Source organism: Janthinobacterium sp. DSP2-3-3, from assembly GCF_049897325.1.
In the GTDB taxonomy this organism is placed as follows: domain Bacteria; phylum Pseudomonadota; class Gammaproteobacteria; order Burkholderiales; family Burkholderiaceae_D; genus Janthinobacterium.
In genome coordinates, this window is sequence record NZ_JAFCWA010000009.1 from 72,900 (window position 1) to 85,917 (window position 13,018).

Sequence of the window (13,018 nt, forward strand, 5' to 3'; positions counted from 1 at the left end):
CAGCATTTATTGAAGGAATCATCATGACCGTACCTGTAATTGTGTATAGCACCGCCGTGTGCCCGTATTGCGTGCGCGCCGAGCGCCTGTTGGAATCGAAGGGCGTGACCGTGCAAAAGATCCGCGTTGACCTCGACCCGGAAGAGCGCATCAAGATGATGGAACGCACGGGCCGCCGCACGGTACCGCAGATCTATGTGGGCGACACCCACGTGGGCGGATTCGACGATTTGTATGCGCTCGATCAAGCCGGCAAGCTGGACCCCTTGTTAAATGGCACGGCAGCCTGATATAAAGCGGGTGCGAGAAATTGCTTGGTTTTTTGTCGTAGTGTTTTGATACAATTGCCCTTGCACCTGATCTGGCCGCGCCTATCCGGCGCGGTTTACATACCGCAAGCACCATATTTGAACGGTGTGCCGTTCTTGTCCTTTACAACGAAAGCGTTCCATGTCTGACGAAAATCTGCAACCAGTCTTCCAAATCCAACGCGTCTACCTGAAAGACATGTCGCTGGAACAACCAAATTCCCCAGCTATTTTCCTGGAACAAGAAGCACCAGCGATTGAAGTGGCTCTGGACGTGGGCGCTGCGCCTCTGGCCGACGGCATCTTTGAAGCCACCGTGACCATCACCGTGACCGCCAAAGTCGGCGATAAAGTCGCTTTCCTGGTTGAAGGCAAGCAAGCTGGTATCTTCGAAGCACGCAACATTCCTGCCGATCAACTCGATCCGCTGCTGGGAATCGGCTGCCCGAACATCATCTACCCTTACCTGCGCGCCAACATCGCCGACGTGATCACCCGTGCCGGCTTCCCGCCAGTGCACCTGGCCGAGATCAACTTCGAAGTGTTCTACCAACAACGTCTGCAAGCTATTGCTGACGCCGCTGCCGCAGCGCCAGCAGCCAGCGAAACGCACTAAGAACATCTCACCAAACCTGCTGCGCGGCGCGCCTTGCGGCCTGCGATGCTCGCTGTGCTCTAGCACAGCCGCGCTTCTCGGCCACAATGCACTGCCGCTCGCGACGGTTTTGTGAGTGCTCTATACTGCAGGTAAGAAACGGCGGCCTGGCCGCCGTGTTTCGTTAAGGTTCAAAAAAATATCATGTTGAAAAGTGCGCTCTTGAGCAAGTTCCGCTGGATAGCCGGCGCCGTGCTGCTGTTGGCCACCGTCGCCAGCCACGCCGTCGATTTCAAAACGGTGGGCGCGGCTCCCGTGATCCTGTACGACGCGCCGTCCGCCAAGGGCGGCAAGCTGTACGTGGCGCCACGCGGCATGCCGCTGGAAGTCGTGCTCAGCTACGGCGAATGGGTCAAGGTGCGCGACGCCAGCGGCGAAATGGCCTGGACGGAAGCCAAAGGCCTGTCGGCCAAGCGCAACCTCGTGGCGCGCGCCGCGAACCTGAAGGTACGCGTCAGCCCCGACGACACCGCCTCGTCCCTCATCCTCGTCGACAAGGGCGTGCTGCTGGAAATGAGCGAGCAGCCCAGCGCCGGCTGGGTCAAGGTGCGGCACAAGGATGGCCAGAGCGGCTACGTCAAGACCAGCGAAGTGTGGGGCCTGTAAGAGCCTATCCCAGTAGATGAATAATCCCTACTGGGATAGGCTCTAAGCACCGCCAGATTCATCCGGGCAACGGCCAGCTGCGCCGTGCCCCTCCCCCTGCCAGACTGAGGTTGCATGCACATTCCCCCTGAAAACACTCCCGATACCACCGCATCCACCAAGGCCGCGCCGCGTCGCATTACCGTGCTGGGCGCCGGCGCCTGGGGCACGGCCGTGGCGATGGCCCTGGCCGGCCGCCACGACGTGCTGCTGTGGGGCCGCAATGGCGACGCCATGGCCACCATGGCCGCCAGCCGCGAAAACAGCTATTTACCGGGCTTCCCCTTACCACCGCAACTGCGCATAGTCGCCGATTTCGACGCCGCCGTCGCGCATGCCGCTGGCGAACATGGCCTGCTGATCGCCGCCTGCCCCGTAGCAGGCCTGCGGCCCCTGCTGTTGCAACTGAAAGACAAGGCCATCACCAAGCTGGTGTGGCTGTGCAAGGGATTTGAGGGCGGCACGGGCCTGCTGCCGCACCAGATCGTGCAGCAAGTGCTGGGCGACACGGTGGCCGGCGGCGCCCTGTCCGGCCCCTCGTTCGCCCAGGAAGTGGCACGCGGCTTGCCGTGCGCGCTGACCATCGCCTCACACAATGCCGCCTTGCGCGCCGTCGTCGTCTCGGCCTTGCATGGCGGCACCATCCGCGTGTATGCCAGCGAAGACCTGGTGGGCGTGGAAGTGGGCGGCGCCGTCAAGAACGTGCTGGCGATTGCCACCGGCGTGGCCGACGGCCTGGGCCTGGGCTTGAATGCGCGCGCCGCACTGATCACGCGCGGCCTGGCAGAAATCACGCGCCTTGGCGCGGTCCTGGGTGGCCAGACGGAAACCTTCATGGGCTTGACGGGCATGGGCGATTTGATTCTGACATGCACGGGCGACCTGTCGCGCAACCGCAGGGTCGGCCTGGGCCTGGCGCAAGGCAAGGCGCTGGACACCATCGTGGCCGAACTCGGTCACGTGGCAGAAGGCGTGCCCTGCGCCAAGGCCGTGCGCGAACTGGCGCGCCGCATGGGCGTCGACATGCCGATCACGAATGCGGTGGCCGGCGTGCTGTTCGACGGCGATTTACCGCACGTGATGGTGCAACAGCTACTGTCGCGCGATCCGCGCGATGAGGCGGCCTGAGACGCCCTGCATCGCCAGGGGAATCTAGCGTCCCGCCTTGTGCATGAGTATAGTCAGCAGCAATAGACTGTCTTCGCGCGCGGCCAGTGCATGCGCCTGGCCGCCGTGCAGGTACAACATCTGGCCCGGCCCCAGCACTTGCTCCTTGCCATGCGCATCCACTGCCACCTGCCCTTGCAGGCACAGCAAGGTGATTTCACCGAGGACATGATGCTCGGGCATGCTCTTGCCCTTGGGCATGCACATGCGGATCAATTCCAGTTCATCCGTCCTGGCCAGCGCGATGGCGGAAAACTGCGACAGGTCGTCGCCGTCCCTGCGCAGCACCTCGATCACCTGTCCTGAACTTGCGTGCTCCAGTGCCATCATGTGCTCCTTCAGCAATTACTCGGTGACTTCCTCCGGCTCTTTCGCGCCGCGCATCCACTCCACCAACGGCCACGCATCCTTCAAGCCTTCCGCCAGGGTCGGCAGCAGTTTCTCGGGTTCGTTCACGGGCAGCGGCACTTCAGTCCAGACAAAAAAGCTTTTCAGCTTGATGAATTCGATATGTTCGGCATCCGCCTCGAAGCCCTTGGGCGGGCGCTGCAACTTGCCCTCGTTCTGGATGCTGCCGAAACGGGCTTTTAAACGCTTATTTTTCAGCACTTTGGAAAAACCTGGCGCGTCGTTGAGCATATGTTCGCGCAGCGCCTTCAGGCGGCCCGGTGGCGGCATGTATTCGCCGGCGCCGAACAGCAGGTTACCCTGGCCATCGATCTGCAGATAATACGTGGGGCCGCCAGCCTTGCTGGGACGGCGCATGTCGTTCGGCGCGATGGCGGCCGAAAAACGCGTTTTATACGGACTCTTGTCGTGCGCGAAACGCACGTCGCGGTTGATGCGGAACAAGGCCTTCTTCGGATTGCAGTACTTTACGGCTGGATCGAACTTGCCCAACTCACCGATCAGGCTGGTGACCAGCGCGAGGAATTCTTCGCGCAGGATGTCGTAGCGGGGCTTGTTCATGACAAACCAGGGACGATTGTTGTTGTCGCTCAGTTCACGTAAAAATTGGGTCAAATCACGCACATGCATGTGTCAAATTCCGATCAGCAACTATTTGGAAAGCTCTTTCGGGAGGGGGCGCTTGCCCACCATCACGTCGAGCGCCACTTCGCGATTCTTGCGCAGCACCGTCATTTTAGCTTTTCCGCCGGGCGGCAGTTGGGCGATCAGATTGAGCATTTCCGTCGTGTCGCCGACGGGCTGGCCTTCCACCGTCAGCAGGATGTCGCCGGGCACGATGCCCGCCTTGTCGGCCGGGCCATTACGCACCACGCCGGCGATGATGGCGCCGCTGGTGCGCTGCAAGCCAAAGCTTTGCGCCAGCTCGGGCGTGATGTCCTGCGTTTCCACGCCGATCCAGCCGCGCACCACATGGCCATCCTTGATAATGGCTTCCATCACCGTCTTGGCCGTCGAGACGGGAATGGCGAAGCCGATGCCGACCGAGCCGCCGCTTTGCGAGTAAATCGCCGTATTGATGCCGATCAGATTGCCGCGCGTATCGACCAGGGCGCCGCCCGAGTTGCCGAAATTGATGGCCGCATCCGTCTGGATGAAATTTTCAAAGCTGTTGATGTGCAGATTGTTGCGGCCCAAGGCGGAGATGATGCCCATGGTCACCGTCTGTCCCACGCCGAACGGGTTGCCGATGGCCAGCACCACGTCGCCCACGCGCGCCAGTTCCGACTGGCCCAGCACGATGACGGGCAGTTTGTCGAGGTTGATCTTGATCACGGCCAGGTCCGTTTCCGGATCCAGGCCCACTACCTTGGCCGGCGCCTTGCGCCCGTCCGTGAGCACCACTTCGATTTCGTCAGCGCCTTCGACCACGTGATTGTTGGTCAGCACATAGCCTTCATGGCTGACGATGACGCCCGAACCGAGGCTGTTTTTCAAGCCCTCGTCATCCTCGCCGTCCGGGTCGCGCTCGCCGAAGAAACGTTTAAAAAAGGGATCGCGCGCCAACGGATGGGCGCCGCGCTTGGGCACTTGCAGGGTGAGGATATTGACGACGGCGGGCATGGCGCGCGCCGCCGCGTCGCGGTAGGAACCAGGCGCCAGGCTGCTCGACGCCGTTTCCACCACGGGGACCGGTTTTGCAGGAGAACCCAGCTGCTGTACCCGGCTGGCCGGGCGCAACGCGCCATACACAAAGTACAGCGCCAACGCGATGGTCACGGTTTGCGCAAACAATAACCAGAATCGTCGCATACAGTTCTCTGCCCAGGTCAGCCGGCTATTGCCGGAACGACTTATTTTGCCAGATCGTTGCTGTTCTGTCCGTTCTTCTGCAGGGAGTCGCGGATTTCACGCAGCAGCACGATGTCTTCCGGCGTGGCCGCTGCCACTGCTGGCACGACCGGTTCGCTGCGGCGGGCCTTGTTCATCAGGCGCACCATCTGAAAGATAATGAAAGCAAGAATGACAAAGTTGAGCAAAATGGTCAGAAAGTTACCGTAGGCCAACACGGCGCCTGCCTTTTTCGCTTCCACCAGGGTCATCGTTGTAGCTTGTCCATTCAGGGGCAGGTAGTAATTGGCGAAATCGAGGCCGCCGAAAATGCGGCCGATGGGTGGCATGATCACGTCTTGCACCAAGGAATCGACAATCTTGCCGAAGGCGCCACCGATAATGACACCGACCGCCAGATCGACAACGTTGCCTTTCATTGCAAACTCTTTAAATTCCTTCATCATTGCCATGAATTTCTCCTTCGGATAGATATAAAAACATGCCGATCATACTATTGATTCCCAGTGCTACCAACTTGTGGTTGTAGTCAGGACCAATTCGGGCACAGCCGGGCGCATCTAGTTCGAAAGAACTAGCCACCTCCTGCAAAAGTATATAAATTATGGTACAAGCAACGTTTTTGTTTTATTCGTTGTTTGCTTCACTTATAATTTGCGGTTGCCAGTAACGGGTTTATCCGCTACTGGATAATCAACAAGAAACTGGCACGGGCTGCGCCATTGACCGAAGTTCCGCAGGGATGTTGCCACTTTACCGTACAAAGATGCGGGTTGCGGCAATCAGTGGGAAAGAGCTTCGGCGACGGGTTTTTCGCGGCTGCCACTCATAATAAAGATTCGCATTTTGACTGATTGGGGTTTGCATGAGTAACGAAAAGCAGGTCGATTCAGGCCGTCGCGGCTTGCTCGTCGCCACGTGCGCGGCGGGCAGTGTAGTTGGATTGGCAACCGCGGGAGCCTTGGTAAGCACCTTCCAGCCGTCGGAGCGCGCGAAAGCGGCAGGCGCGCCGGTCGAAGTAGACATCACCACCTTGCAACCCGGCGAAATGCGCACCGTCGAATGGCGCGGCAAGCCGGTCTGGATCCTGAAGCGCACGCCGGAAATGATCGCGTCGCTCAAACAAACCGATGGCAAAGTCGCCGATGCCAATTCCCAACGCAACCCCGACGAATTTACGCCACCGTACTGCATGAACGAAGCGCGTTCGATCAAGCCTGAAATTCTCGTCGCCGTCGGCATCTGCACCCACCTGGGCTGCTCCCCTTCCTCGAAATTTACCCCCGGCCCGCAACCGTCGCTGCCCGATGACTGGGAAGGCGGCTTCCTGTGCCCTTGCCACGGCTCCACCTTCGACATGGCAGGCCGCGTGTTCAAGAACAAGCCGGCACCGGACAATCTGCAAGTGCCGCGCCATATGTACCTGAGCGACACCAAATTGCTGATAGGTAAAGACGAGAAAGGCGAGGCTTGATCATGGCTGCTTTTAAAGAAACGAAATTCCCGGCAGACGCTCCCGTCGCCGAAAAAGCCCTGGGCTGGGTCGATGACCGCTTTCCCCTGACCAAGCTGTGGAATGATCAATGGGGCAAGTACTACGCCCCGAAAAACTTCAATTTCTGGTACATCTTCGGCTCGCTGGCCATGCTGGTGCTGGTCTTGCAGATCGTCACCGGCATCTTCCTAACCATGCATTACAAACCGGATGCGGCCCTGGCCTTCAATTCCGTCGAGTACATCATGCGCGAAGTACCGTGGGGCTGGCTGGTGCGCTACATGCACTCGACGGGCGCCTCGGCCTTCTTCATCATCGTCTACCTGCACATGACGCGCGCCCTGCTGTACGGCTCGTACCGCAAGCCACGTGAGCTGATCTGGCTGTTCGGTTTCGCCATCTTCCTGTGCCTGATGGCCGAAGCGTTCTTCGGCTACCTGCTGCCATGGGGCCAGATGTCGTACTGGGGCGCACAAGTGATCGTCAACCTGTTTGGCGCCATCCCGTTCATCGGCCCTGACCTGTCCCTGTGGATCCGCGGCGACTATGTTGTCTCCGACGCGACCCTGAACCGCTTCTTCGCCTTCCACGTGATCGCCATCCCGCTGGTACTGCTGGGCTTGGTTGCAGCGCACTTGATCGCCCTGCATGAAGTCGGCTCCAGCAACCCGGACGGCATCGAGGTGAAGGAAAACCTGGGCGCCGATGGCCACCCGGTCGATTCGATTCCATCGCATCCGTACTACACCGTGCACGATCTGTTCGGCGTATCGATCTTCCTCGTCATTTTCAGCGCCGTCGTGTTCTTCGCGCCGGAAATGGGCGGCTATTTCCTGGAATACAACAACTTCCTGCCCGGCGATTCGCTGAAAACCCCGCTGCACATCGCGCCAACCTGGTACTTCACGCCGTTCTACTCGGTGCTGCGTGCCACCACGGCCGACTTCATGTACGTGCTGATGGGTGTCGTGGCGGCTTACGTGGTGTTCATCTGGCTCAAGTCGCGCCTGTCGACGACCGTCAAGTCGGCCATCGCCGGCATCGCCATCGTCGCCATCATCGGCATGCTGCCGCAGGTGCTGGACGCGAAATTCTGGGGCGTGGTGTTCTTTGGCGGTTCCGTCGTGATCCTGGCGTTCCTGCCATGGCTCGACCATTCGCCGGTGAAATCGATCCGCTACCGTCCGACCTGGCACAAATATGTGTACGCCATCTTCGGTCTGTCGTTCCTGATCCTGGGCTACCTCGGTACCCAGGCGCCAACGGATACGAAAACCATCGTGTCGCAAGTGTGCACCCTGATTTACTTCAGCTTCTTCCTGCTGATGCCATGGTGGAGTGCAATGGGCCAGTTCAAGACCGTGCCGTCGCGTGTGACGTTTCACCCGCACTAAGCCGCTCTCACGCCACGCTCAAAGGACATACATCATATGAAGATTGCAAAAAAACTGCTCGCCATCCTGGCCTTCGTGCCCGCCATGGCTCTCGCCAGCGAAGGCGGCTTTCCGCTGGACAAGGCGCCTGACCGCCAGACCAACATGGCAGCGCTGCAACATGGCGCCAAATTGTTCGTCAATTATTGCCTGAATTGCCACGCCGCCGTGTCGATGCGTTACAACCGCCTGCGCGACCTGGGCTTGACGGAAACCCAGATCAAGGAGAATCTGTTGTTCTCAGGCGATAAAGTAGGCGACCTGATGACCACGGCACTGGCACCGCAGGACGCCAAGGCCTTCTTTGGCGTCGTACCGCCGGATTTGTCGGTAATTTCGCGCGCGAAATCATCTTCCGCTGGCACAGGCGGCGACTACCTGTATACTTACCTGCGTACGTTCTATAAAGACGACACTCGTCCGACCGGCTGGAACAACATGGTCGTGCCGAATGTTGCCATGCCGCATGTATTATGGGAATTGCAAGGTATCCAGACTGCCAAGTTCGTGGAAGAGACGGATCCCCACGAGCCAAGCAAGAAGATCCACAAATTTGCCGGCTTCGAGCAAGTCAAGCCCGGCACGTTGAACAAGATCGAGTATGACAATGCGGTAGCCGACTTGGTCGGCTACATGGAGTGGATGGCCGAACCGGCACAGCAAACACGCAAGCGCCTGGGCGTGTGGGTGCTGCTGTTCCTGTCGGTATTTGCTCTGCTGGCATGGCGCCTTAACGCGTCGTTCTGGAAGGAAGTCAAATAAGTGAGGCGCCGGCCATAGGCCGGTTTATGCCTGTTTCTGCGTTGTCCGCATGAGTGGACAAGCGACCTGGGGTGAGCCGTTCGCGGCTTCACCCCCTTTGTTTCTAAGGAACTATAAAAAATGATGGTTCTCTATTCGGGTACAACCTGCCCATTTTCGCAACGCTGCCGCCTGGTCCTGTTTGAAAAAGGCATGGACTTCGAAGTGCGCGACGTCGACCTGTTCAACAAACCGGAAGATATTTCGACCATGAACCCGTACGGCCAAGTGCCTATCCTGGTCGAGCGCGAACTGATCCTGTATGAATCGAACATCATCAACGAGTACATCGATGAGCGCTTCCCGCATCCGCAACTGATGCCGGCCGATCCGCTGATGCGTGCCCGCGCGCGCCTGATGCTGTTCAATTTCGAAAAAGAACTGTTCGTGCACGTACACGTGCTGGAAAGCGAACGCGCCAAGAGCAACGACAAGGCCCACGACAAGGCACGCGCGGAAATCCGCGACCGCCTGACGACCCTGGCGCCGCTGTTCCTGAAAAACAAGTACATGCTGGGCGACGAATTCTCGATGCTCGACGTGGCTGTCGCGCCGCTGCTGTGGCGCCTGGACCACTACGGCATCGAACTGTCGAAGACGGCTGCACCGCTGATGAAATACGCCGAACGCATCTTCTCGCGTCCGGCCTATATCGAGGCATTGACCCCTTCCGAAAAGGTCATGCGCCGCTAAAGATAATCCCGGCAGGCCGCGCCTGCCGGGATATCTGCGTCTTTTGAATTACCGGTGCGCCCGCCTCATACTTGACGGGGGCGCTCCCGCCTCACAGTGCCTATCATGTCTGAAATCTCAACCAAACCTTATATGCTGCGCGCCATCTACGAATGGTGCACCGACAGCGGTTACACGCCTTATCTCGCGGTCAAAGTCGATTCGCGCACCACGGTACCGATGGAATACGTGAAGAAGGGTGAAATCGTGCTCAACATCAGCTTCGGCGCCACCAGCGGCCTGAAGATGGACAACGACGCCATCCGCTTCCACGCCCGCTTTGGCGGCATTTCGCGCGAAATCTACGTGCCGGTCGACAATGTGATGGCCATCTACGCCAACGAAAACGGCCAGGGCATGGCCTTCGAGCCCGTGCTGGGCAACGATGACCCCGACGCGCAACCGACGGACAGCCCCGCATCAAGCGACCTGCCGCCGCCAGCGCTCGCCCCGGTCTCCAGCGCCCCGGCCTTGTCGTCCGTGCCGACCAGTTCCCCTGAACAACGCGACAACGCCACGCCCGGCGACGACGAGCCACCAAAAAAAGGCGGTCGCCCGACCCTGACACGCATTAAATAGCGTATAATTCGCAACGCGCAGTTTTTGCCGACTTAGCTCATTTGGTAGAGCAGTTGATTTGTAATCATCAGGTGGCCAGTTCGAAACCGGCAGTCGGCACCAATAAATTCAAGCACTTAGCCCAATCCTCAGGATTGGGCTTTTTGCTTTCTGGATGCCATGTAACCCCTGTGTAACCCGGCTTGATCAATCCAGCCGGATGGGCCAGCGGCCTGTCCACCATGCACAGGCGATCAAAGAGCCCAAAAGGGCTCTTATCGAATACATCGCATGCACAGGTGCGACGCCCTTCTCTCAAGCACCAAGAACGCGCCGGATACCCTCTACCGGCCAGGCCAGCCGGCCGTTCACCCGAACCGGTCGCAGAGGTCCATTTTCGGCGGACGCCCATACCCGCAAGGTCTGCGGTTTTCTCCCCAAGTGGTAAGCAGCACATGCGGTATCGACATGTATCCGCCGTTCCAGGTCAAGCGGCATGAAGCTCAGGCAAGATTGAGAACCTGCCATCTGGTGCTGTACTGCTTGCGGTTGTTGCTGATCCATCCATCGCCTCGAAATTTGAGCGCCGAACAACAGACCAACCCTAATCGTCGACACACGACCAGTTAGAGCTGATGAGGGGAAGCGTCAGGATGAGGAAAACAAGCTTGCCGGGTGCTGGAGACGATACTCCGCTTGTGACACGTCGCTGGCATCTGCCACGCGTCGCTCATTGTTCTACTGGCCCGATGTAGAAAGCCGTTGGTCGGTCGGTCAGTCAAGAAACGAAATAGAGATGGCGCGTTTCCTCTCGGTCATGCTGATCGCGATATTCTTCAACGATTCTGGGGCGGACATTCTCGCGATTACTGCACTATTCTTTGTGGTATCGATCAGCGCCGCGATTCTTCAGGCAAAGTACACCAGGCTTCTGCTGAAACTCCAACCGGATGAGACGGAATACATTTTTTACGACTGATTGAACATCCAAGGCCGACCGTCACCTGATAGTCGGCCTTGGTACCTCCGGTACCTCGGTGAAACACGGGGAGAATCTGCAGCATCTTTTGGTCAACTGTTCCTTATCTCTTCTCCGCTTTATCTGTTCCTCAGCTATTTCTGATACATCCGTTATCCAGATATATTGACTTTATCTGCATTTCAGATAATATTGATATATCTGAATAACGGATACTACACATGTCCTTCTCACCCACCACCCACCGTCTCCTAACGGCGTCGCAGCTCGGCCAGTTGCTCACATCGACCCGCAAACGGCATAAGATCACCCAGGCGACTGTAGGCACGCGTGTCGGCTTGAGCCAGAACCGCATCTCCTACCTGGAGAGCCATCCTGACGAAATCAGCGTCAAGCAGTTACTCAGCTGGTGCTCCACACTCGAGCTGGAGCTACAGTTGGGCGAGCGCGATACGTCCGCCGCAAGCAATTCGGCCGAGTGGTAGCCATGGGCCGCCGCTCACACAGCCAGACGCTCCATCTTTGGGCAAATGGCGACTATGTAGGACGCTGGACGGTAAAAGCCAACGGCGACTCCGAACTCCAGTACGATGCGTCCTGGCAAAGTTCAAGGCTGGGGCGCCCAATCTCGCTGTCGCTGCCGTTCAATCTACGCAATGAACCGCTCAAGGGTGCCAGTGTTGCAAACTACTTTGAGGGCTTGCTGCCGGACAGTGACATCATTCGCAAACGCGTTGCGACCCGGTTCAAGACAGGCTCTCTCGAACCGTTCGACCTGCTCGCGGCTATCGGCCGGGACTGTGTCGGCGCCTTGCAACTGCTGCCCGAAGGCGGCAAACCGGAAGGACTGGCCCAGGTCGATGGCATCGCCCTTGACGAGGAAGACATCGAGCGGCACCTGCTCGAAGTGGTTAGCTCAGAGCGACACGGCGCCACAGATGATGCCAACGATGATTTCCGCATTTCGCTGGCTGGCGCCCAAGAGAAGGACGCCTTCTTGTGGTGGAATGGGCAATGGATGAAGCCGCGTGGCGCGACGCCCACAACGCACATCGTCAAGCTCCCGATCGGGATGGTAGGCGGAAAAAAAGCCGACTTCACCACGTCAGTCGATAACGAGTGGCTATGCCTGAGGCTGTTCAAGGAGTACGGGCTGCCCACGGCAAATGCCGAGATTGCGACGTTCGGCGCACAACGGGTGCTCGTCGTCGAGCGTTTTGACCGCGTGCGATCAAGCGATGGCAAGCAGCTGTTTCGGCTGGTTCAGGAGGATTTTTGCCAGGCAACGGGAACATCGCCACTGCTGAAATACGAAAATGACGGTGGGCCGGGGTTAAAACAGATGTTTACTCTGCTGCAGCAATCGCAGCAGAGCGCCGCAGACATGCATACGCTAATGGCCTCCCAACTTCTGTTCTGGATGCTGCGCGCCCCCGATGGCCATGCTAAAAACTTCAGTATCCAGCTACTCGCGGGCGCCGGCCGGTTCAAGCTGACGCCCATCTATGATGTGATGTCCGGCTATCCTGTGATCGGTCCTGGACCCAACCAGTGGGCCGAACGCAAGCTCAAGATGGCGATGGCGCTACTCGGAAACAACCGGTACTATCTCGCGCATGGCATACAGCGGCGACACTTCAACAGCACGGCAAAAGCGGTCGGCTATGGCGCGCACGCCGAACCGCTCCTGCTCGATTTCATTGCCTGCACACCCGCCATTGTAGAAAAGGTCCGCAGCGAACTGCCTGTGGGTTTTTCGGAAAAGGTGGCCGACAAAATTCTGGGCGGCCTGCTTGATGCCGCAGCCGCCCTTCAACGGATGCCGCCAGCCTGACCAGCACCTCGCAGACGGCGCGGCCGCGCACCGGGCAAAAATGCGAGAAGCGGCCAGTACTTTGCAGGCCGAACAGTCCGGCATCGGTGAACATGGACTGCGGGTTGTGCGGGTCTCCGCCCCAAGCAGTTTGTCGAGTGTCGCTTTGTCGA

The 13,018-nt window shown here is 58.8% G+C and carries 16 protein-coding genes and 1 tRNA gene; 13 read left to right on the top strand and 4 right to left on the bottom strand.

The features are described from left to right. The first annotated feature begins 23 nt into the window (after nucleotides 1-23). The 4 genes from grxC to ACP7DE_RS18510 all read left to right on the top strand — a co-directional run bounded on the left by grxC (nucleotide 24) and on the right by ACP7DE_RS18510 (nucleotide 2,736). On the top strand, nucleotides 24-290 hold the full coding sequence (gene grxC / locus ACP7DE_RS18495) for a glutaredoxin 3 (RefSeq protein ID WP_219310287.1): 267 nt from the start codon (nucleotides 24-26) through the stop codon (nucleotides 288-290). Nucleotides 291-450: 160 nt separating this feature from the next. Further along, complete coding sequence (gene secB / locus ACP7DE_RS18500; protein ID WP_010394167.1) at nucleotides 451-924, top strand: protein-export chaperone SecB; 474 nt, start codon at nucleotides 451-453, stop codon at nucleotides 922-924. A gap of 183 nt (nucleotides 925-1,107) precedes the next feature. Then, on the top strand, nucleotides 1,108-1,569 hold the full coding sequence (locus ACP7DE_RS18505) for an SH3 domain-containing protein (RefSeq protein WP_426073449.1): 462 nt from the start codon (nucleotides 1,108-1,110) through the stop codon (nucleotides 1,567-1,569). Nucleotides 1,570-1,683: 114 nt separating this feature from the next. Next, entirely contained in the window at nucleotides 1,684-2,736 is a 1,053-nt protein-coding gene (locus ACP7DE_RS18510) for an NAD(P)H-dependent glycerol-3-phosphate dehydrogenase (RefSeq protein WP_426073450.1), read from the top strand. Nucleotides 2,737-2,760: 24 nt separating this feature from the next. On the opposite strand, the gene ACP7DE_RS18515 is transcribed toward ACP7DE_RS18510, so the two are convergent. The 4 genes from ACP7DE_RS18515 to mscL are packed head-to-tail and all read right to left on the bottom strand — an operon-like array spanning nucleotide 2,761 to nucleotide 5,486. Beyond that, nucleotides 2,761-3,105, bottom strand: coding sequence for a cupin domain-containing protein (locus ACP7DE_RS18515; RefSeq protein WP_426073451.1), 345 nt, complete (start codon nucleotides 3,103-3,105; stop codon nucleotides 2,761-2,763). A 15-nt stretch (nucleotides 3,106-3,120) separates the two neighbouring features. After that, the gene (locus ACP7DE_RS18520) at nucleotides 3,121-3,813 is read right to left on the bottom strand and encodes a DUF2461 domain-containing protein (protein ID WP_426073452.1); all 693 of its coding nucleotides are present in this window, start codon (nucleotides 3,811-3,813) and stop codon (nucleotides 3,121-3,123) included. A gap of 21 nt (nucleotides 3,814-3,834) precedes the next feature. Further along, entirely contained in the window at nucleotides 3,835-4,995 is a 1,161-nt protein-coding gene (locus ACP7DE_RS18525) for a Do family serine endopeptidase (protein ID WP_426073453.1), read from the bottom strand. A 41-nt stretch (nucleotides 4,996-5,036) separates the two neighbouring features. Beyond that, a complete protein-coding gene (gene mscL / locus ACP7DE_RS18530; RefSeq protein WP_426073454.1) occupies nucleotides 5,037-5,486 on the bottom strand; it encodes a large conductance mechanosensitive channel protein MscL in 450 nt (149 codons plus the stop codon). A gap of 413 nt (nucleotides 5,487-5,899) precedes the next feature. Here mscL and petA point away from each other — a divergent pair, with 413 nt between their 5' ends. The 9 genes from petA (at nucleotide 5,900) to ACP7DE_RS18575 (ending at nucleotide 12,866) form a co-directional block, all read left to right on the top strand. Further along, a complete protein-coding gene (gene petA, locus ACP7DE_RS18535; RefSeq protein WP_426073455.1) occupies nucleotides 5,900-6,508 on the top strand; it encodes a ubiquinol-cytochrome c reductase iron-sulfur subunit in 609 nt (202 codons plus the stop codon). 2 nt (nucleotides 6,509-6,510) lie between these two features. Then, nucleotides 6,511-7,923 (top strand): cytochrome b, encoded by a 1,413-nt coding sequence (locus ACP7DE_RS18540; protein WP_426073456.1) that lies wholly within the window; start codon nucleotides 6,511-6,513, stop codon nucleotides 7,921-7,923. Between the two features lie 36 nt (nucleotides 7,924-7,959). Further along, nucleotides 7,960-8,724: a cytochrome c1 gene (locus tag ACP7DE_RS18545; RefSeq protein ID WP_426073457.1), complete on the top strand. Its 765-nt coding sequence runs from the start codon at nucleotides 7,960-7,962 to the stop codon at nucleotides 8,722-8,724. A gap of 120 nt (nucleotides 8,725-8,844) precedes the next feature. After that, nucleotides 8,845-9,456 carry a glutathione S-transferase N-terminal domain-containing protein gene (locus ACP7DE_RS18550; protein WP_010394154.1) on the top strand — a complete coding sequence of 204 codons (612 nt, stop codon included), beginning with the start codon at nucleotides 8,845-8,847 and terminating at the stop codon, nucleotides 9,454-9,456. Nucleotides 9,457-9,561: 105 nt separating this feature from the next. Continuing rightward, complete coding sequence (locus ACP7DE_RS18555) at nucleotides 9,562-10,074, top strand: ClpXP protease specificity-enhancing factor (RefSeq protein WP_426073458.1); 513 nt, start codon at nucleotides 9,562-9,564, stop codon at nucleotides 10,072-10,074. A 26-nt stretch (nucleotides 10,075-10,100) separates the two neighbouring features. After that, a tRNA-Thr gene (locus tag ACP7DE_RS18560) sits at nucleotides 10,101-10,176 on the top strand. Between the two features lie 673 nt (nucleotides 10,177-10,849). Further along, nucleotides 10,850-11,032 (top strand): hypothetical protein, encoded by a 183-nt coding sequence (locus ACP7DE_RS18565; RefSeq protein ID WP_426073459.1) that lies wholly within the window; start codon nucleotides 10,850-10,852, stop codon nucleotides 11,030-11,032. A 221-nt stretch (nucleotides 11,033-11,253) separates the two neighbouring features. Then, nucleotides 11,254-11,517, top strand: coding sequence for a helix-turn-helix domain-containing protein (locus ACP7DE_RS18570; RefSeq protein ID WP_426073460.1), 264 nt, complete (start codon nucleotides 11,254-11,256; stop codon nucleotides 11,515-11,517). Between the two features lie 2 nt (nucleotides 11,518-11,519). Beyond that, complete coding sequence (locus tag ACP7DE_RS18575; RefSeq protein ID WP_426073461.1) at nucleotides 11,520-12,866, top strand: type II toxin-antitoxin system HipA family toxin; 1,347 nt, start codon at nucleotides 11,520-11,522, stop codon at nucleotides 12,864-12,866. Nucleotides 12,867-13,018: the final 152 nt, after the last annotated feature.

Bases quoted from the DNA above. Each gene is read 5' to 3' on its own strand.
- grxC (WP_219310287.1), top strand. From the start codon at position 24: ATGACCGTACCTGTAATTGTGTATAGCACCGCCGTGTGCCCGTATTGC.
- secB (WP_010394167.1), top strand. From the start codon at position 451: ATGTCTGACGAAAATCTGCAACCAGTCTTCCAAATCCAACGCGTCTAC.
- ACP7DE_RS18505 (WP_426073449.1), top strand. From the start codon at position 1,108: ATGTTGAAAAGTGCGCTCTTGAGCAAGTTCCGCTGGATAGCCGGCGCC.
- ACP7DE_RS18510 (WP_426073450.1), top strand. From the start codon at position 1,684: ATGCACATTCCCCCTGAAAACACTCCCGATACCACCGCATCCACCAAG.
- ACP7DE_RS18515 (WP_426073451.1), bottom strand. From the start codon at position 3,105: ATGATGGCACTGGAGCACGCAAGTTCAGGACAGGTGATCGAGGTGCTG.
- ACP7DE_RS18520 (WP_426073452.1), bottom strand. From the start codon at position 3,813: ATGCATGTGCGTGATTTGACCCAATTTTTACGTGAACTGAGCGACAAC.
- ACP7DE_RS18525 (WP_426073453.1), bottom strand. From the start codon at position 4,995: ATGCGACGATTCTGGTTATTGTTTGCGCAAACCGTGACCATCGCGTTG.
- mscL (WP_426073454.1), bottom strand. From the start codon at position 5,486: ATGGCAATGATGAAGGAATTTAAAGAGTTTGCAATGAAAGGCAACGTT.
- petA (WP_426073455.1), top strand. From the start codon at position 5,900: ATGAGTAACGAAAAGCAGGTCGATTCAGGCCGTCGCGGCTTGCTCGTC.
- ACP7DE_RS18540 (WP_426073456.1), top strand. From the start codon at position 6,511: ATGGCTGCTTTTAAAGAAACGAAATTCCCGGCAGACGCTCCCGTCGCC.
- ACP7DE_RS18545 (WP_426073457.1), top strand. From the start codon at position 7,960: ATGAAGATTGCAAAAAAACTGCTCGCCATCCTGGCCTTCGTGCCCGCC.
- ACP7DE_RS18550 (WP_010394154.1), top strand. From the start codon at position 8,845: ATGATGGTTCTCTATTCGGGTACAACCTGCCCATTTTCGCAACGCTGC.
- ACP7DE_RS18555 (WP_426073458.1), top strand. From the start codon at position 9,562: ATGTCTGAAATCTCAACCAAACCTTATATGCTGCGCGCCATCTACGAA.
- ACP7DE_RS18565 (WP_426073459.1), top strand. From the start codon at position 10,850: ATGGCGCGTTTCCTCTCGGTCATGCTGATCGCGATATTCTTCAACGAT.
- ACP7DE_RS18570 (WP_426073460.1), top strand. From the start codon at position 11,254: ATGTCCTTCTCACCCACCACCCACCGTCTCCTAACGGCGTCGCAGCTC.
- ACP7DE_RS18575 (WP_426073461.1), top strand. From the start codon at position 11,520: ATGGGCCGCCGCTCACACAGCCAGACGCTCCATCTTTGGGCAAATGGC.